Below are 19191 nucleotides of genomic sequence, written 5' to 3'. Positions count from 1 at the left end.
GGCTAAGTTTTTACTAAAAATAGCAAAAATATTCCTATTCATAGAAATTGAAAGATTTATTCAACAGTCTTTTCTATACATATATTAGGTAAGTTTATAAATTATTATTGACTTTTAATAAAACCAGCAAGTAAAAGTAGGTAATGATAATGCAGTTAACTATTGTAGCAGTAAAAGGTAGACTAAAAGATTTCTTAAATAGTTATATAAAAAATCCTATTTCAAATATTTTTTCAAATCATCATCATAATAAAAGAGCTATAAACACAAGAGACTATATAGAAAAGGAGACATCCATCGATACTATTAAGGAAATTATCAATAATGAATATTCTCTTCTAATAAATGGTTATTCAGAACGATTTAATTACTACGCTCGTTTTATTCAAGGTTATATGCCACAAGAGTTAGGCTCTTATGGTGAGCATAAACGTTACTCAGAAAGAATTAGGAACTCTAAGAAAAACTATGAATCATCAGGATATTATAAAGTAATTAAAAACTGTAAAGATTATTTAGATAACTTAAATCTCAATGATCTATATCATAAGCAAAAAAGAAATTCACAGCTTTACAATAGATTTAAAGTTGATAATAGTCTTAGACTTGACTCTTTAGTTACTGATGAAAGTATTTTAGAACATGAAGCAGAAGTTGTAAGTAGCTTAAGGCAGGTATTATCAGGGGAAAGTTTTATTTTATGTGAAAATAACCCTCCTAATATCCTTAATGATGTTATTCCTGGGTCAACATCTCCATATTTCAGAAAGAATTACACATATCTTTTTGTAATTTATTGTGATGAAAATTATGAAAACTTGGAAATGAGAGTTGCTTTGAGTGTGAATCCTGAGGATCCTTATGCCCGAAGAGTCCATTCAACTCTAGCTCATTATGGAGATTTTAATTCCAAAAATCACAAGAATCTTGCAAATGACATAAACATAAATCACAAGTTGAATGTTTTAATGGCTGGTGAGATAAAATTTTTCAAAAGACAAATTATAGTTTCCAATGATAGTGGGCATTTTAAACCCTCGCTAAATCACTTCGAGCAATTCAAAGGCTTTATATATGAAAGATTGAAGAACTATACAAATGAATATGACATTATATTTCAACCCCCAAGATTTCCTAACTAAAAAGAAATGTCTTAGCCATATAGTGTTAAGGTTTTTTGCTACAAGTTCTAAGTAATTTAGGCTCTACTAATAATTTTATATATAATAAAAATATAACTATAAAGATAAGAATACTAAATGTTTGATCGAGAAACACAGAGAGATTACTCTAGAAGGTTTTGCTTAATGAGTTGGAACACATATAAAATAGATTATAAGAATACTTACGTGTTTAACTCATATATTAACCAAGTTCACGCTGAGCATAATGTTGATATCTTTTGTCTTCAGGAGGCTGTCCATCATCATGAAACTAGGTTTCCGTTAGATAGGTATGATATTAATTTTGCTTCAAATATTGTTTTACGCTCACATAACTATGGTGTCGCAACAGTCAGTCATTATCCGGTGATAAAAAATGTCCGCATACTTACAACTCATCGTGAATCAGTTATAAATACCCATAAAGCATCTTTGATTACTCATCTTAATGTACAAGATACAAAGGTTGTTATAGTGAATATTCATGCAATAAATTTTAAAAGCAATAAAGTTTATGAGTATGAATTTGAAAAGATAAAAGAAGTAATAAATCCAACAAAGTATAAACATCCTATAATAATTGCTGGCGATTTTAATTCATGGAATAGAAAAAGAGTTAAGCTTATAAAAGACTTTTGTCGTGAGTTTAACTTTAAAGTAGCTTTTCTTGAAGAAGCTGATTTAATAAAATCTTTTCAGAAAAATCATTTAGATTTTGTCTTATATAGAGGTTTAAAGTTAGACAAAGCATGTGCTTTAGACTGTCAAAAAATATCAGATCATAATCCAATTATTACTAACTTTTCTATTGAGTAGGCTTTTAGCCACCAAAAGACTTTGTTTTATCATTTATAATGTTGTAGCAAAGATCAGTTAACTCAGCAACGGAATATTGTTTAGGATCTATGGCTTTTTCAAAAGACATTCTTGCTATACCTGGCTTAATAAAGTCTCCTTTTTTACGTCCGAAGAAAACTCCAAAATTATGAGCCACAGGTATTATTGGAATATCTGTTACAGTTGCTAGTTTCATAGCTGAACGATGAAATTTAGGATACTCACCAACAGGGACTCTTGTGCCCTCTGGGAAGATAATAATACTAAGTCCTTTATTTTTAACTCTATCTTTACCATCTTCTAGCACTTTCTTAATAGCGGAGAGGCCTTTAGATCTATCTACTCCTATTGCTTCAGCAAAATGGTTAGCCTTACCAAAGACAGGTTTGTCTAAAAGCTCTTGTTTCATTACAAAACAACTTTTACGAATTAAGCCATAAAAAACAAATGTTTCTAACATAGATTGGTGTTTTGAAACATATATGCATGGGTAATCTGGTATATTCTCTTTTCCCTCAATTTTTACGTAGATTTGTAAAAGAACAAATACCCCTAGTCTATAAAGAGATGACCATAACCAACATACAAAAAGCCTAACCTTTAGAGATGCGCCCAAGACACCAACGATATTCATTAAAGTACAACAAAAAGCTAATACAACATTAGCATATATTTTAAAAATATGCATTCTTGCTACTAATAGTAGATGAATAAATTTTTTCATCTTTTTTCCTTAACCTTTGAACTCTTTTGTTTTTTCGGTTATCACTTTGTGACAATAGCTGGTAAGTTGTTTTGAGTCAAATTCATGTGGATCAATTCTCTTACCAAAGTCCATTCTAGCAATACCTGGTTTAATAACTTGCCCCCATTTTTTTGGGAAAAATCTACCAAAATTATGTGCTACAGGTATGATAAAAACATTCGCATCTGAGGCTAATTTCATTGCGGAACGCTGAAATTCAGGATATTCACCAACTTCAACCCTAGTTCCTTCTGGAAATATTACAACATTTACACCATCAGCAAGACTTTGTTTTCCATCAGTAACAACTTTTTTTAGTGACTCTCTTGGCTTCTCTCTATCAATAGCAATACTGCCCAAGTTTTTCATTGCCGGACCAAAGACAGGTGCTTCAAATAGTTCTTGTTTCATTATAAAATGACACTTGCCAACCAAGCCATAGAACATAAAAGTCTCTAACATTGACTGGTGTTTTGAAACGTAGATACAAGGGTAGTCTTTGTCTATATTAACTTTACCTGTAACACGGATATAGACTTGCAAGAATACTAACATACCTATCCAGTAAAGATAAGTCCATACATAGCAGACCGCCATTCTCCAAGATATAGGGAGATTAAAAAAAGCAAAAATATTTATGAGAATGCTACAGCCTCCAATTACAGCAAAAGAGTAAAGCTGAAAAGCAGTCATTCTAATCCACATTAGGACATTCCAAATCTTTTTAAGAAAAGACCTCATTAAATAGTCTCCATACAAATTTTCTTTAAAAAAAATAGTTTTAGTATTTTCTACAGTACCATAAAATGAAGGTACAAATTTATCCTCATTATTATACACTTTTTGAAACTTTCTGCCGATAAAAATAAGATAATAAAAGATAAAAAATACTCAAAGCATTATGATATTTTTATTTTATCCATTATTTTGTGATTAGATTTTAAGTAACTTTTGTAGAAATTTAGAGCTTTAAACTATTTTTCTAAATACTTTAATTTATCAGGTACAGATGCCCAATTATCAGCATCTTCGCAAGGCTCACATTTTTCGACTATATTTGGCCAAGTATTTGCTAATTCTCTATTTAGATCAAGCATTTGCTCTTCATTCTCAGTCAGATCATCACTAGATTTGATAGCTTCAACAGGACACTCAGGCTCACATAGAGCACAATCGATACATTCATCTGGATTGATTACAAGCATATTAGGGCCTTCATAGAAGCAATCTACAGGACAAACTTCTACACAGTCACCATACTTACACTTGATACAATTTTCAGTAACTACAAATGGCATTTTATTAAATCCTTTCGTTTTTTACTTAATAACTTTTAAAGAAAACCCACAAATTATAGCATAGATAAACAAAAGGTAAATATTAATCGTTTTATATCAAGAAGTTAGCTTAATGTTAGAAATATCTATAAACTAGTGATAACATAGCTTTTAGAAACTATATAGAGTTAAATAAAATATGAAAGCAGAATTTGACCCAAGAAAACTTATTGCTGTTACAACGATATCTGTCGCTATTCTTTTTTTTGTGACTTATCTTGTATCTATAGCAGATCATCATAATGTACTATGTAATCCTTTTATATCAGGATGCTCAGATATAACACATGCAGGATTTACATCATATGAAAAGTATATGCTAAAGGCTATCTTAATACCTACAGCAACTCTTATGGCAGTTATTTTCTTTTTTATACAGCAGCTATTAGTACAAATAAGTGATAATAGTAAAGCAGTTATTAAGCAAGGAAAGGTTATATTATTTTTAGCTATTATCGGCTGTATTGGGCTAGTAATAGGGACCTCTGTAATTGATGGGGATAATACACCAATGCAATTTCATTTAAAGAGTGTCGCTATATTTTTTGCTTTAATGACGTTATGCCAAGTTTGGTACACAATCATTGAGTATAAATATACTGATAAGATAAATAAACTTCCTGTAATTTTACGTAGGTTAGCTATATTAGTTACAGCAATAACTATGATTGTATCAATATTTATGGCTCCAACTCATCAGAATCAAAGTATCATTGAGTGGTGGGGCGTCTATGCTCTTATATTCTGGTTCTGGACATTTTCTATTACAAAGAGAGTTTAAAAACTTATCTATATAGCTTTTTTTCATAGCATAGATCATTTATAGTACTTTTATTAAATAGCTATTCTTCTAAGAAGCCGCGGACAATGTCAATTAAATCATTATTTAGTAATTCTAATCTTAATCAGTATATTGATGAGAACTCTGTAAAGTTAAATAAAGTAGCAGAAAAGCTTTTTAATAAAGCTAAAAATGATGAGTTTAGCAATATGCTTAGTTCACCAAATCAGCTTCAGTTAATAAGCTTATTTATAAAGATGATAAATGCTAAAAATATCTTAGAAATAGGTGTTTTTCGAGGATTTTCTACTTTAGTAATGGCACAGGCTTTACCTGAGGGTGGAAAAATAGAAGCTTGTGATATTAGTTATGAATATATTGAGCCATATAAGCAATTTTGGCAAGAGGCAGGGGTTGAGGATAAGATTAACTTAAATATAGCACCAGCATTAGAGAGCTTAGATAGATTTGTACAGCTAGGAAAGAAGTTTGATTTTGCTTATATTGATGCAGATAAAGCAAATTACATAAATTATTATGAGAAAACTTTAAGCTTAATGAACTCTGGAGGAGTTATTGCTATTGATAATGTGCTTTGGTCAGGGAGAGTGGCTGATGGCGAGAATAATGAAGAAAGTACAAAAACTATTCGCCAGTTAAATGAGCTTATTCATAACGATACTAGAGTTGAGGCTTGTATTATCTCTATAGGAGATGGAGTAAATTTAGTAAGAAAGCTATAAGCTACTTTGAAATATGAATGCATTTTTGAGCTTTTTTAGTTGCTTCTATAGCTTGTTCAACACTTTTTCCTTTAGCTAAAATAACACCCATTCTACGTTTGCCATGTATTTCTTTTTTACCAAAAACACGGACATCTATATTGTCTATTTCTAGAGCTTTATCTATGCCAATAATATTTGGATTATCAGATTCTCCCTCAAGGAGCATCGCAGCAGAGGCAGATGGTTGTAGAGTTTCTATTTGTGGAATTGGTAGACCAAGTATTGCACGAAGATGTAGCTCAAACTCATTAATGTTTTGTGATATTAATGTTACCATACCTGTATCATGAGGGCGTGGAGAAACCTCGTTGAAAAAAACATTGTCTCCTTTAATAAATAGTTCAACTCCAAAAATACCATAACCTCCTAAAGCATCAGTGATTTTCTCTGCTATTTGCTGTGATTTTTCTAGAGCTTTTTTAGTCATAGCATGTGGTTGCCAAGAGAAGCGATAATCACCATCTTGTTGGATATGTCCAATAGGATCACAAAAAGATATACCATCTTTATGCCTAACGGTTAAAAGTGTAATTTCATAATCAAAATCAATAAATTGTTCGACAATCACTCCATTAGCATGACCACGTGAGCCACTTTGAGCATACTCCCAAGCTTTTGTTATATTGTTAGAATCTTTTACTATGGACTGCCCTTTACCTGATGAGCTCATTACGGGTTTGATAACAAAAGGTATGCCGATTGATTTTACAGCATCTAGGAACTCTTCTTCAGTATTAGCAAATGCAAATTTAGATGTTGGCAAATTAAGTTCTTGCGCAGCTAAAGCTCTTATGCCCTGGCGATCCATAGTTAGTTTAGTGGCTTTGGCACATGGGATAACATTAAAGCCTCTAGCTTCTAACTTTACTAAAGTATCAGTATTTATGGCCTCTATTTCAGGGACTATATGAGTAGGTGTTTTTTCTAGGATTAGTTTTTCTAGTTCATCGGCATTTAGCATATTTATCACATGACTTTCATGAGCAACTTGCATTGCTGGAGCATTCTTATAGCGATCAACAGCTATCGTATGTATGCCTAATCTTTGAGCAGCTATTATAAATTCTTTACCAAGCTCTCCTGAGCCGAGTAGCATTATTTTCAAATTACTTAATTTATGCATATTTAAATTTCTTGATAAAAAATCATATTTAAATAATACTCTATAATTATGCATATAAAAATCTTCGTATGTCTCTTTTCAAAAAAGTTGTTTTATTCTCAGCCGTTAGCTTAATAACTTTGAGTAGCTACGCTGTAGGACCAGTTAATTATGATGAGAGTAAGGTTCAGCCATATACACTACCTGATGCATTAAAAATGAATGATGGTACAGAAGTTAAAACAGTAAAAGAATGGCAAAAGCGTAGAGAGCAAATAATTCAGCTTTTTAAAGAAAATGTTTATGGAAATGTGCCTAGCAATAACCTGAAACTTACATATAAAGTTATCCAAGAAAATGATCATGCGTTGGGTGATAAAGCTATAGAAAAGCAAGTGGTTGTTTATATCGGAAAAACTAAGGTTAATTTGCTAATGTATTTCCCTAAACAAAACAAAAAAAGTTATCCAATATTCTTAGGTTACAATTTTTGTGGCAATCAAAGTATTACACCTGATCCTAATATTTTAATTAACAAAAATTGGGCTAATCCTGTAACTTGTGCAAAGCCAACAGATCCAAAAGGGACAATAGTTGATGATCACTTTACAGAGAAGGCAAGAGGTTTTAATTCACGTCGATTTGATTTGAATAGTATCATAGATAATGGTTATGGTTTAGTTACCGCATATTATGGAGATATTGCACCAGATAATGCCGAAAAACTTTATACAAATGTTTCAAAAAGCATAAAAGATTATAAAAAATATTCTGCTATTAGCTTATGGGCGTGGGGACTTATAAATATCTCGGATGCTTTAAAACAAGAGCCTCTTGTAAATCAAAAAGAGATAATAGTTTTTGGACATTCAAGGCTAGGTAAAACAGCTCTATGGGCAGCAGCTTTAGATCAAAAGTTTGCTATGGTTATATCAAATGATTCAGGTACAGGCGGAGCAAGCTTATCAAGACGTAATTATGGAGAAACTTTATATTCAATAAATACGGAGTTTCCTTATTGGTTCACAAGCAAGTTTAAAGAATATAATAAAGATACAAACGCCTTACCAGTTGATCAACATATGTTATTAGACTTAATAGCACCAAGACCATTATATGTGGCGAGTGCTGAGGATGATCAATGGGCAGATCCAAAAGGAGCATTTTTAGCAACTAAAGCGACTGCTCCTGTATATAAGCTGTATGGAGAAAATGTAAATCTTCCTAAATCACAACCTAAAGTAAATAACCCGGTTATAGGTATTGTTAGTTATCATATAAGAACTGGAGGACATGACTTAACAAATTATGATTGGCAACAATATATAAAAGCTGCAAATTTAAACTTAAAAAATAATTAGAGATATTGCTGAAAATTTTGATTGCATGAGATCAAATATCAAGAATATGCAAAATTTTATTTTACTTAGAAAAAACTATATTGTTATCAGTATTTACATCAACAACTATCTTATCTTCAGCCTTAAACTCTCCATCTAGCAGTTTAAGTGCAAGAGGGTTCTCTAAGTTATTTTGGATAGCTCGTTTAAGTGGTCTAGCACCAAATACAGGGTCAAAACCAGCGTCAGCTAATTTAGCCATAGCTTTAGCAGTTACTTCTAAGCCTATATTTAGATCTCTTAGACGTTTTTCTAAACGCTTAATTTGTATTTTAGCTATTTCAGTTATCATCTCTTTGTTTAGAGGTTCAAACACTATAGCATCATCAACCCTATTTACAAATTCAGGTCTGAAGTGACTAAGTACCATCTCCATTACGGCATCTTTGACTGTGTCATAATCTTGACCTTGCATTTCTTGGATTCTATGTGAGCCAAGATTTGAAGTCATAACTATTACAGTGTTTTTAAAGTCTACTGTTCTACCTTGACCATCTGTTAGTCGCCCATCATCTAATACTTGTAGTAAGATGTTGAACACATCTGCATGAGCTTTCTCAACCTCATCTAGTAAGATTACAGAATAAGGTTTTCTTCTAACATGCTCAGTTAAATAACCACCTTGTTCATAACCAACATATCCTGGAGGAGCTCCGATTAGCCTAGCTACAGAATGCTTCTCCATGAACTCAGACATATCCACTCTAAGCATTGCATCTTTATCATCAAATAAGAATTCTGCTAATGCTTTTGTAAGCTCAGTTTTACCTACACCTGTTGGGCCTAAGAACATAAATGAACCTATAGGTCTATTTGGATCTGATAATCCAGAGCGAGATCTTCTCACAGCATTAGATACTGCTTTTATAGCTTGATCTTGACCAATTACTCTTTTATGTAGGAAGCTTTCCATATTTAGAAGTTTATCTTTCTCTCCTTCCATCATCTTAGATACAGGTATTCCAGTAGCTTTAGAAACTACATCAGCAATCTCATTTTCTGTAACAGATGTTCTTACAAGTTTATTTTCAGAAGGTTCTGCTTCAGTATTTTCAATTTGTTTAATTTGAGCTTCAAGTTCTGGAATTTTGCCGTATTGTAGCTCAGCCATTTTGCTCAAATCACCAGCTCTTTGGTATTTCTCCAGCTCAAACTTAGCTTTCTCAAGCTCTTCTTTTAACTTACTTGTGCCTTGCATCTTAAGCTTTTCAGCCTTCCAAAGCTCCTCGAAGCCTTTATACTCAGATTCTAATCCTTTTATTTCTTCTTCAAGAATTTCTAGACGTTTTTTAGTTGCTTCATCTTTTTCTTTTTTTAGCTGCTCGCGTTGCATTTTTAACTGAATAATTCTACGGTATAAGCTCTCCATTTTTTCAGGTTTAGAGTCTATTTCCATACGGATTTGGCTAGCTGCTTCATCTACTAAATCAATAGCTTTATCAGGAAGTTGCCTATCTGTTATATATCTATGTGATAAGGTAGCCGCACTAACAATAGCAGAGTCTGTTATATTTACACCATGGTGTAGCTCATACCTTTCTTTTAAACCTCTAAGAATAGCAATAGTGTCCTCAACAGTTGGTTCATCAACTAGCACCTTTTGGAATCTTCTTTCAAGTGCAGGATCTTTTTCAACATACTCACGATATTCATCTAAAGTTGTTGCCCCAACACATTTTAGCTCACCACGTGCTAAAGCTGGTTTAAGCATGTTACCAGCATCCATAGAGCCCTCTGCTTTACCTGCTCCAACCATAGTGTGTAATTCATCTATAAATAGAATCACATTACCATCTTGTTTTGCTAGCTCTTTTAGTACAGATTTTAAACGCTCTTCAAAATCTCCTCTAAATTTAGCTCCAGCTAATAATGCACCCATATCTAGAGATAGAACTTTTTTACCTTTTACACCCTCTGGGACTTCATTATTTATTATTCGCTGAGCTAGACCTTCAACAATAGCTGTTTTACCAACACCTGGTTCACCAATTAAAACTGGGTTGTTTTTTGTTCTTCTTTGTAGGACTTGTATAGTTCTACGGATCTCACTATCCCTACCGATAATTGGATCAATTTTACCTTTTTTAGCTAGATCTGTTAGATCTACAGTATATTTGTCTAATGCACCTTTCATATCTTCTTGATTTTGACTACTCACTTTTTCACCTCCGCGATAATCATTGACTGCTTTTGTAAGCTTTTCTTTTGTAATATTAAATTTACTATATAATCCTGTTAAACTTTTATCTTCTAGCGATGCTAATAAAAAGATCTCGCTTGATATAAACTCATCACCATTTTTATTTGCTAAATCTTGCATTCTATGTAATGTAGCTATCAAATCTCTCGATGGAGCTATTTGAGGATTACCTTCTCCAGATAATACTGCAACACCATCAACCATATCATTTACAGCTTTTATAAAGTTTTGCGTATTAACTCCACAAACACTTAATATTGCTATTGCAACACTATCATTTTGTTCCAAGAGAGCTTTTAGCATGTGTGCTGATGTAAACTCAGTTGCTTTTTGTTGGAAAGCATAGGACTGAGCTTCAGCAAGAGCTTCTTGTAACTTTATCGTAAACTTATTTATATCCATTAATTTTTCCCCCTAATGAAATATTATCTGCTATATATCTAAGGACAATTAGATATTTTTCAAGTAATTAAGCAATATTTAAAGTTGCTATGAAAGAATATATTTTGGATTCTTATATTGTTATTATCCTTGCAAACTCAAGAAAATAGCATATTTATGAAATGTATGGTTTTTTTAATAGAAGGGGTCGCTATCTATTTTTCAATAACCCCTTTTTTGTTCGGAAGAAGTATTAAAAAGACTTTTCAAGGAGCTTCTATAACGGCATTGTCTCTAATACTTTGTACTTTTAAGTTTACTCTTTTAGCGATAGTTATAAGTATAGTTTTTGTATTTTATATATCTCGAAAAAATAGTTCAGAAAATTATAAAAAGCTTCTAGAGAAAGCTCGTTATTAAAGAGTAATGGCTTTTATAAAATTGTTTAAGTATTATTGTTTCATTAATTATATATGAAGTATTTTTATGCTAAAAAAATGTCTTTTGTCATTTATCGTTATAGTTCTATTTGGGTATAACTCTTTTGGCAATACTCCCCAAAACATTGTAATTTTTGGAGATAGTCTAAGCGATTCTGGCTATGCAAATAATTTCCATAATATTGATAAGAATTGGCCCGTAATACCAGGAAGTTCAAAAAAAGTTAAGCAATCTACTTATTCTAGTCCTAATAGTAATCATACTGTATGGCCACAATATCTAGAAGTGAGTAATCAAAAGGTATCTTTGCCAAATAATATTTTCACCCCCAAAGAAAATGTAGGTAAGTCTGTAAAACCATTTCTAGATGGTAATAATTATGCAGCTGGTGGAGCAACTACAGTTTGTAAGGGTATTGGGAATGGAAATGATTATACTCCACCACCTATAGGACCATTAAGAACTGGAGAAACCTGTAATACTATAGTTGAGAAATATAACCAGATTGATAGCTATCTAAAACAACATAATAATAAAGAAAAGCCAAACACTATCTATATTATTTGGGGAGGGGCAAATAATGCTTTTTTACAGTTGGGTAACTTTGCAAATAATCAATCAACATTAAAGAAATTCTACTTTTTAGCTAAATATTTAATAACAGGTGAAGTATCTATTCCAAGTGCTGTAAAAGGTATGACTAATGCGGCAAAAGATATTGCATATGACACAGATTATCTAATTAAACATGGAGCAAAGGCAAATAATATATATGTTATCAATTTGCCTGATTTAGGAATAACACCGACAGCAACAGATAATGGCAAAGATTTACATAGTTTTAAAGTATCATTATTTAACTCTTTATCTAAGGTATTTAATAATGAGTTAAAGAAAGATCTTTTACCAAAGGGTATAAACATTATAGATTCTCAACAGTTTTTTAATACAATTGTTAAAAATAAAAAAATAGAAGTAGATAATACAACATATCAATTTTCTAATGTGACACAGTCTGCGTGTGATTTTAATGGACCAAATGCACTTACTTGTATTCCTAAAGATTATATAAGCGGTAAATATGATAACTATCTCTTTGCTGGACAGGTACATCCTAGTAGTTATGCTCATAAGGTTTTAGCTAAATATATAACAAGTAAAATTAGTAAATCTAATATTAATGAAGAATCAGTAAAATAATGCTTGTAGCAAATAGTTAACATCCTTAAAATAGTTACTCTAAATATCTGGAGCCTTTCCGTATGATGACAATATTAGAAAATACCCTTACTGGTTGGAGCAAAAAAGAAGTTGCTTGGCTAGTTAGTTGTATTGTACTGACAATAATCGTAGCTTTTATCAGTGGTAGTGGCTCTTTCATATTAATATTCTCAATTATTAGTATTACTAATTTAATCTTAGCTGCAAAGGGAAAGGTCTTTAATTATGTTTTAGGGCTTATTGGTGCTGTTATGTATGCAGTTATTTCATATCAGAATCATGTATATGGACAGCTACTTTTAGCAGTATTGTTCCTGTGTCCTGTACAGTTTTATGGTTGGTATAATTGGACTAGACCCAAAAACACAACTAAAGAAAAACAAATTAAAATCAAAATGCTGACAAGAACTCATTTTATAAGTATTTTAATTTTTATAGCCGTAGTATCGACTATATATGGGTATTTTGTTTTACATCTATATTTTGGTCAAAATGTTGGTCTAGTTGCAGATGCTATAGTTGAAGTTACTTCAATAGTAGCTTTTATACTAACAGTATTGCTTTATAAAGAGTTCTGGATATTATGGCTAACAGTTGATGTTTTAACTATTTCAATATGGGTTGATGGAATATTAGATTCAGTTATAACAATAGCTATTATTCCTGTAATTATTACAAAACTAGTTGCTCTTATAAATGCTATCTATGGCTATATTAGTTGGCGAAAAATTTATAATCTTCAAAGAAAAGAGCTAAAGCTTAATCGATTTTAGCCCTTGAGTTTTAGAACAGCTAAATTATTATTTTTTGAGCCAAAAATGTAAATATAATTATCTTTTACACTTAGGGTGTATGATTTTTTTATATTCGGAATATCTTTTATTATAGCAACTTGTTTTAAGTTATATGGGTTAGATATATCAATTATACTAAATGCACCAGTATTTCCTTGTTCTAGAGGTAGAAAGGCATAGTTCCCACTGACTCTAACCCTATTAGCTTTAGCTGATTCTATTGAGCATGTATGACTTAGTTCTTTAATATTAGCTGGATCTGTAATATCAAAACTAGCTAGTCTACCACACTTATCACCCCAAAGAGCCATAAAAAGTATGTTAGCATTTTTTGTCGTACTTGGACACATTTGTAGATAATATGATTTTGTTAGAGTTTTTATATGCTTAATATCTTTAGGGTTTGTAATATCAAGGACTTCAATAGAGTTACTAAAAAACCCTCCAACTATGGCATATACATGATTGTCGTATTTCTTAACATATATACCTTCTATACCTTTGACAGTTTTTATAGAATTTATGAATTTGGGTTTGTTGTCTGTTATCTCAATTATTACTAATTTATTTGTAAGAGCTGAGGTTGCTGCAACGTATACTTTTTTATTCTGAGTATATACTTTATCGTGAAGTAAAGAAAATTCACCATTGAAGCCTGGTACTTTATAACCTTTGATAAGTTTGATGTTTTTAGGGTCTGAAGAATCGCTAATATCAAGAGATGTAATTCCACCGCCTCGCATTGTTAAAAACATTACATTAGGATATTTCTTGTATATCCTTGATATGGCCACATAGTTGAAGTTTTTATTATCATGTATGATTTTTACGACTGTGTAATTATTAAGAGAACTTTGAGCGTCTACTTTATTGAATATAAATATAAGGGCTAAAGCTAAGAATATAACTTTTTTCATTTTAATTTAGTTTCTGATTTCATACCTTTGATAAAGTTACTAAGTTGCGTAAGCATCTTATTTTTATCTGATAAATTATTTTGGATTATTTTAACAGTAGCTGAGCCTGAAATCACTCCTGTAGCACCAGCATTTATAGCTTTAGCTACTTGATCTGGAGTTGATATCCCAAAGCCTAGTATTGGTTTAGGAGCTTTATATTCTTCAAGTTTTGCAAGTACTTCTTCAACTGGCATATTTGCAGCAGTTTCAGCACCTGTTACGCCAACTCTTGAAAGTAGATAAGTATAGCCACTACCAAGCTCAGATATTTGTTTTAAAGTTTTTTCATCAGCATCAGGTGGAGCAATAAATATTTGAGATATACCTATTTTTTTAGCGATATCTCGGAACTCTTTAGACTCATGAGCTGGTACATCAGCTATTAATATAGAGTCTACACCTGCATTTAGGCATTTTGTATAGAAATTTTCTATACCATTTGCATATACAAGATTTGCATATAGTAGTAAACCTATTGGGATCTCTGGATATTTATTTCTAATTTTAGCTAAAATCTCAAAACAATCATTCGGTGTTACATTACTATCTAGAGCTCTAATATTCGCTTCTTGTATAGTTGGTCCATCTGCTAGGGGATCAGAAAATGGTATTCCTAGCTCTAAAGCATCAGCACCAGATTGAACTAAGGTATCTATGATTTCAAAAGATAGCTCTTTATTTGGATCCCCAATTGTTACAAAGGGGATAAAAGCTCCTTCATTCCTAGATTTTAACTTATCAAACAAACTATTATAACGATTCATTATTCTACCTCTCCTCTTTGTTTTAAAATATCATGGACTGTGAAGATATCTTTATCTCCTCGCCCCGAGAGGTTAACGACAAGTATTTGTTCTTTATCAGGATTCTCAAAAGCCAGCTTTAGTGCATAAGCAAGAGCATGAGATGACTCTAATGCTGGGATAATTCCTTCTTTTCGGCAAAGGAGTTTAAATGCATCTAGAGCTTCATCATCTGTGGCTGAAACATATTCAGCTCGACCTATTGATTGTAAATGTGCATGCTGAGGTCCAACAGATGGAAAGTCTAAGCCAGCAGATATTGAATATGATTCTTCTATTTGGCCATTTATATCTTGCATCAGAGGAGATTTCATTCCGAAGAAGATTCCTAGTTTACCATGTCTTAAAGGAGCTCCGTGCTCTCCTGTTTCTATACCTTTACCAGCAGGTTCTACACCTATTAGCTGCACATTTTTTTCATCAATAAAATCAGCAAACATGCCAATAGCATTTGAGCCACCGCCGACACAGGCAATTACAGCATCTGGCAGCTTACCTTCTTTAGCTAGAATTTGTTGTTTTGTTTCTTCACCTATCATTTTTTGAAATTCTCTTACAATAGTAGGGAATGGGTGTGGTCCTGCTGCAGTACCAAGTAGATAATGAGCTTTGCTATAGTTTGCTGACCAGTCTCTAAGAGCTTCATTACAGGCATCTTTTAGAGTTGCTGAGCCGCTATGAACTGGTATAACTTCTGCTCCCATTAACTTCATTCTAAAAACATTAGGACTTTGGCGCTCAACATCTTTAGCCCCCATATATACTCTACATTTTAGGTCTAGTAGGGCGCAAGCTAAAGCTGTTGCTACACCATGTTGACCAGCACCTGTTTCAGCGATTATCTCTTTCTTGCCCATTCTTTTAGCAAGTAATGCTTGACCAAGAACTTGATTGGTCTTATGAGCACCACCGTGCAATAGATCTTCACGTTTTAGATACAGTTTAGTTTTTGTGTTTTTAACTATATTTTTAGTTTTTGTAAGGGCTGTTGGACGGCCTGCATACTCTTGCAAAAGTTCTTTAAACTCTTTTTCAAAAGATACATCACTTTGTGCTTTTATAAATTCTTGCTCGAGTTGATCAAGAGCAGGAACAAGTATTTGAGGAACAAACTGACCTCCAAACTCTCCAAAATAAGCATTTAGTTTTGACATTGTAAATTCTTATTAATTAATTTTATTATTTTATATTATCGCTAATATTTTTACTAAAGGCTAGGATAGATGATAGAGTAATATTAAATATTATTTAAGTTTATAAATTGTAGAAAATTTATTATCTAGATAGTCTATATAATGTTTTGCATTTAGGTGTTCACCACACATGTTATATATCACATCATTTGCAGGTTTTAGATTACCAAAAGTGTGAATGTTTTTATTTAGGAATTTAAGAATTAAATCCAGATTATTTTGTTTGATAGCTTGATTAACATCAAACTCTTTATTCATATAGTGAAATATTTGAGAAGCGTAAGCACTACCTAGAGCATAGGTTGGGAAATAGCCAAATAAGCCAGCTGCCCAGTGGACATCCTGTAAGATACCATTAGTATAATCATCAGGTGTAATTCCCAAATACTTTTGATATTTATCATTCCAAAGTTTTGGTAGATCTTTAATAGGAATATCCTTTTCAAATATTTCTTTTTCTATTTCAAAACGCACAAGTATATGTAGAGAGTAAGTTAGCTCATCAGCCTCAACACGAATTAGACTTGGACTAACTTTATTGATAGCGTTATAAAAACTGTCAATATCAACTTTATCAAGGTTTTCAGGGAATATGTTTTGAAGGTCTTTATAGTTTGCTTGCCAAAATGATTTATTTTTACCTACTAGGTTTTCATAGAAACGCGATTGTGATTCATGTATACCTAAACTTACTCCAGTACCAAGGATTGTATCATAAATATTATCTCCAATATTTTGCTCATACATAGCATGACCAGTTTCATGAACTGTACTAAATAGTGATGATGTAAAAAGATCTTTAATATAACGAGTTGTCATCCGTACATCATATTTATTGAAGTTTAGTGTAAAAGGATGAGCACTTTCTTTCAGAATTCCGCTATTAAAATCAAAGCCTAGCTGTTTTGCTATCTTATGAGAATATTTTTTCTGCTTCTCAATATCATATTCTTGATCAATACATGATGTATCTACTTGCTCAGCAGATTTTATTTTTTCTAATAAAGGAACTATTTTCTCTTTTAAACTATTAAAGAAAGGTTCTAACTTAGAGACAGTCATCCCTTCTTCATATTCATCAAGTAATACATCATAAGGGTGTTCTGAATAACCTATTCGTTGAATATATTTCTTCTGATAATCTAGTATCTTTTCTAAAAATGGCTCAAATATTTCAAAGTTATTACTTTGACGAGCCTCTACCCAAATATTTTGTGCTTGAGATAGTATCTTGTTATATTCAACATATTCTTGCTTAGGTATTTTACTAAGCTTATTTTTTTCTTTAGTTGTTAGATATATAATTCTTTTATTGATTTCATCCAGCTGAGAATAGTTTTTATTTAAGTAATCTAAGCAGTTGTCTAATTCATCATTATTGATAGTTTCATAAACTTTTTCACTAAAAAATCCAAGAACTTCTGATGTTGTTTTGATTGAGTTTTTGGGAGTCTCTGTTTCAAGATCCCAATGCATTAAAGATATAGCGTGATTATATTTCTTCTTTTGAGATAGTTTGTTCTGAAGTATCTGTAACTGGTTTTTGATTTCGCTCACTCTTTAGCTTCTCCTGTTGCTTTCTTTCATTAGAGATAGTTCGTCTAAGTAGAGTATCATATATTGGTTTTTGATGGTGAATATATGTCAGCATAGATGCACTAAGGCAAGTTATCATAAGAGGAAGTAATAGCTGGTAGTTCCAAGTCATCTCAATTACTAAAGTAATACCTGTTAAAGGAGCTCCAACTGTAGCAGTAAATAGTGCACTCATCCCAGCAACAGCAAAAACACCTGCTTCAACATTGTACTGTGGGAAAAGCTGATTTACAGCGAGTCCATAAGCAAGTCCAAAAACAGTCCCTAAAGCAATCATCGGCGCAAATATGCCACCTGTGACGCCTGTACCATAAGAAAAGATTACACCAGCAAAACGTATTGCAAACAAAACTAAGAGCATTTTTATAGAAAGATTATAATCAAGAGCATTTGCTATAACTATGTATCCACCACCAACAGCGTTAGGGGCAAAAACAACACCTGTACCAAATACTACACAGACAATTACAACAAGAATCCAATATCTTCTTTTTGATCCATTAGAAAAGTAGTTGGCAACTTTAATTAAAGATTTATTAAAAAGTAGTCCAAAATATCCAAAGACAATTCCCAAAACTACAAAAAGCCATAGAGTATTCTGTGGTACAGAACTAAATGTTTCAACTCTTATCGCAGGAGGGTTTCCCATTATAGCTCTAGTAACAATAGTACTCATAATACATGCGACAATAACGCATTTGATTGCAGATACACTAAATCTAAACTTTCTGTTCATCTCCTCTATTACAAAGACTATTCCAGATAGAGGTGTGTTAAATGCAGCAGCTAGACCAGCACCAGCACCAGCAGATATTACTGCGTTAGCGTATTTTTTAGTTAGCTTAAACTTATCAACAAACACTTGAGCTATAGCTGCAGCCATATGGATAGATGGGCCTTCCTTTCCTAAGCTTAATCCAGAGCCTAGAGAGAAAAGTCCACTAACGAATTTTACAGGTACTACTCTTTTGCGTAACTTTCTACAACCTTTAAGAGTTCCCTCAACTTCTTGGATACCACTTCCACCTGCTTCTGTAGCAAATTTTCTAACGATAAATATTGATATGACCACCATGGTTAGAGTAATTATTATAGAAATTAATACTTTTAATACAATATCGTTACCACAAAGTGAAAAAAGATCTTTTTTATATTTAAATATTAGGTCTAGAAGCAACTGAAAGGCTGTTGCTATTAAACCAATCATGATTCCCACAAGAGCACCAGATAAAACTAGCACCCAAATATGTCTATTATTTGTATAATATCTGTCTAGTACCTTGTTGCTCATTGGGGAATTGGATTTGGTTTAGTTATTGCCACAAATTATACATTTTTAAATTGAATTAAAAAGTAAAACTTTAGTAAAAATTAAAAATAAAGACTGTTGAATTAATATCCCAAATTGTTAGATATATTTTGTAAAATACAGATGTTACAGATATTAGTATTT

The 19191-nt window shown here is 32.0% G+C and carries 18 protein-coding genes; 8 read left to right on the top strand and 10 right to left on the bottom strand.

Going from position 1 to position 19191, the window contains the following annotated elements:
• Positions 1-149 precede the first annotated feature (149 nt).
• A complete protein-coding gene (locus tag R8535_RS08790) occupies positions 150-1142 on the top strand; it encodes a hypothetical protein (RefSeq protein ID WP_329498439.1) in 993 nt (330 codons plus the stop codon).
• Between the two features lie 117 nt (positions 1143-1259).
• Positions 1260-1979, top strand: a complete 720-nt coding sequence (locus tag R8535_RS08785; protein ID WP_329498437.1) for an endonuclease/exonuclease/phosphatase family protein — start codon at positions 1260-1262, stop codon at positions 1977-1979.
• Positions 1980-1983: 4 nt separating this feature from the next.
• Here the strand turns inward: R8535_RS08785 and R8535_RS08780 are convergent, their stop codons facing one another.
• The 3 genes from R8535_RS08780 to fdxA all read right to left on the bottom strand — a co-directional run bounded on the left by R8535_RS08780 (position 1984) and on the right by fdxA (position 4043).
• A complete protein-coding gene (locus R8535_RS08780) occupies positions 1984-2724 on the bottom strand; it encodes a lysophospholipid acyltransferase family protein (protein ID WP_329498436.1) in 741 nt (246 codons plus the stop codon).
• A gap of 9 nt (positions 2725-2733) precedes the next feature.
• Positions 2734-3486: a lysophospholipid acyltransferase family protein gene (locus tag R8535_RS08775; RefSeq protein WP_329498435.1), complete on the bottom strand. Its 753-nt coding sequence runs from the start codon at positions 3484-3486 to the stop codon at positions 2734-2736.
• A 233-nt stretch (positions 3487-3719) separates the two neighbouring features.
• Positions 3720-4043 carry a ferredoxin FdxA gene (gene fdxA, locus R8535_RS08770; protein ID WP_329498433.1) on the bottom strand — a complete coding sequence of 108 codons (324 nt, stop codon included), beginning with the start codon at positions 4041-4043 and terminating at the stop codon, positions 3720-3722.
• 178 nt (positions 4044-4221) lie between these two features.
• Between fdxA and R8535_RS08765 the strand changes: the two genes are divergently transcribed.
• Both R8535_RS08765 and R8535_RS08760 read left to right on the top strand, forming a co-directional pair.
• Positions 4222-4863: a hypothetical protein gene (locus R8535_RS08765; protein WP_329498431.1), complete on the top strand. Its 642-nt coding sequence runs from the start codon at positions 4222-4224 to the stop codon at positions 4861-4863.
• An 86-nt stretch (positions 4864-4949) separates the two neighbouring features.
• On the top strand, positions 4950-5606 hold the full coding sequence (locus R8535_RS08760; protein ID WP_329498429.1) for an O-methyltransferase: 657 nt from the start codon (positions 4950-4952) through the stop codon (positions 5604-5606).
• A gap of 1 nt (position 5607) precedes the next feature.
• Here R8535_RS08760 and purT read toward each other — a convergent pair whose 3' ends face one another.
• On the bottom strand, positions 5608-6771 hold the full coding sequence (gene purT, locus R8535_RS08755) for a formate-dependent phosphoribosylglycinamide formyltransferase (RefSeq protein WP_329498445.1): 1164 nt from the start codon (positions 6769-6771) through the stop codon (positions 5608-5610).
• Between the two features lie 68 nt (positions 6772-6839).
• On the opposite strand from purT, the gene R8535_RS08750 reads away from it, so the two are divergent.
• Positions 6840-8111, top strand: a complete 1272-nt coding sequence (locus R8535_RS08750) for a glucuronyl esterase domain-containing protein (protein ID WP_329498427.1) — start codon at positions 6840-6842, stop codon at positions 8109-8111.
• A 61-nt stretch (positions 8112-8172) separates the two neighbouring features.
• Here the strand turns inward: R8535_RS08750 and clpB are convergent, their stop codons facing one another.
• Entirely contained in the window at positions 8173-10752 is a 2580-nt protein-coding gene (gene clpB, locus R8535_RS08745; RefSeq protein WP_329498425.1) for an ATP-dependent chaperone ClpB, read from the bottom strand.
• Positions 10753-10917: 165 nt separating this feature from the next.
• On the opposite strand from clpB, the gene R8535_RS08740 reads away from it, so the two are divergent.
• The 3 genes from R8535_RS08740 to pnuC all read left to right on the top strand — a co-directional run bounded on the left by R8535_RS08740 (position 10918) and on the right by pnuC (position 13166).
• On the top strand, positions 10918-11151 hold the full coding sequence (locus tag R8535_RS08740; RefSeq protein ID WP_329498423.1) for a hypothetical protein: 234 nt from the start codon (positions 10918-10920) through the stop codon (positions 11149-11151).
• Between the two features lie 66 nt (positions 11152-11217).
• Positions 11218-12372 carry an SGNH/GDSL hydrolase family protein gene (locus R8535_RS08735; protein ID WP_329498421.1) on the top strand — a complete coding sequence of 385 codons (1155 nt, stop codon included), beginning with the start codon at positions 11218-11220 and terminating at the stop codon, positions 12370-12372.
• 65 nt (positions 12373-12437) lie between these two features.
• Positions 12438-13166, top strand: a complete 729-nt coding sequence (gene pnuC, locus R8535_RS08730; protein WP_329498443.1) for a nicotinamide riboside transporter PnuC — start codon at positions 12438-12440, stop codon at positions 13164-13166.
• Here the strand turns inward: pnuC and R8535_RS08725 are convergent.
• The 5 genes from R8535_RS08725 to clcA all read right to left on the bottom strand — a co-directional run bounded on the left by R8535_RS08725 (position 13163) and on the right by clcA (position 19029).
• A complete protein-coding gene (locus R8535_RS08725) occupies positions 13163-14104 on the bottom strand; it encodes an LVIVD repeat-containing protein (protein WP_329498419.1) in 942 nt (313 codons plus the stop codon). The genes pnuC and R8535_RS08725 overlap by 4 nt on opposite strands.
• Positions 14101-14913 carry a tryptophan synthase subunit alpha gene (gene trpA, locus R8535_RS08720; RefSeq protein WP_329498441.1) on the bottom strand — a complete coding sequence of 271 codons (813 nt, stop codon included), beginning with the start codon at positions 14911-14913 and terminating at the stop codon, positions 14101-14103. Before trpA ends, R8535_RS08725 begins: the two co-directional genes overlap by 4 nt.
• Positions 14910-16103 (bottom strand): tryptophan synthase subunit beta, encoded by a 1194-nt coding sequence (gene trpB, locus R8535_RS08715; RefSeq protein ID WP_329498417.1) that lies wholly within the window; start codon positions 16101-16103, stop codon positions 14910-14912. Before trpB ends, trpA begins: the two co-directional genes overlap by 4 nt.
• Positions 16104-16193: 90 nt before the next feature.
• Positions 16194-17699 carry a carboxypeptidase M32 gene (locus R8535_RS08710; RefSeq protein ID WP_329498416.1) on the bottom strand — a complete coding sequence of 502 codons (1506 nt, stop codon included), beginning with the start codon at positions 17697-17699 and terminating at the stop codon, positions 16194-16196.
• Positions 17635-19029: a H(+)/Cl(-) exchange transporter ClcA gene (gene clcA / locus R8535_RS08705; protein WP_329498414.1), complete on the bottom strand. Its 1395-nt coding sequence runs from the start codon at positions 19027-19029 to the stop codon at positions 17635-17637. The genes R8535_RS08710 and clcA overlap by 65 nt, the downstream gene beginning before the upstream one ends.
• Positions 19030-19191 lie beyond the last annotated feature (162 nt).

It is taken from the genome of Francisella sp. 19S2-4 (genome assembly GCF_036281795.1).
Lineage (GTDB): Bacteria > Pseudomonadota > Gammaproteobacteria > Francisellales > Francisellaceae > Francisella.
This window is presented reverse-complemented; position numbering and strand designations above follow the sequence as displayed.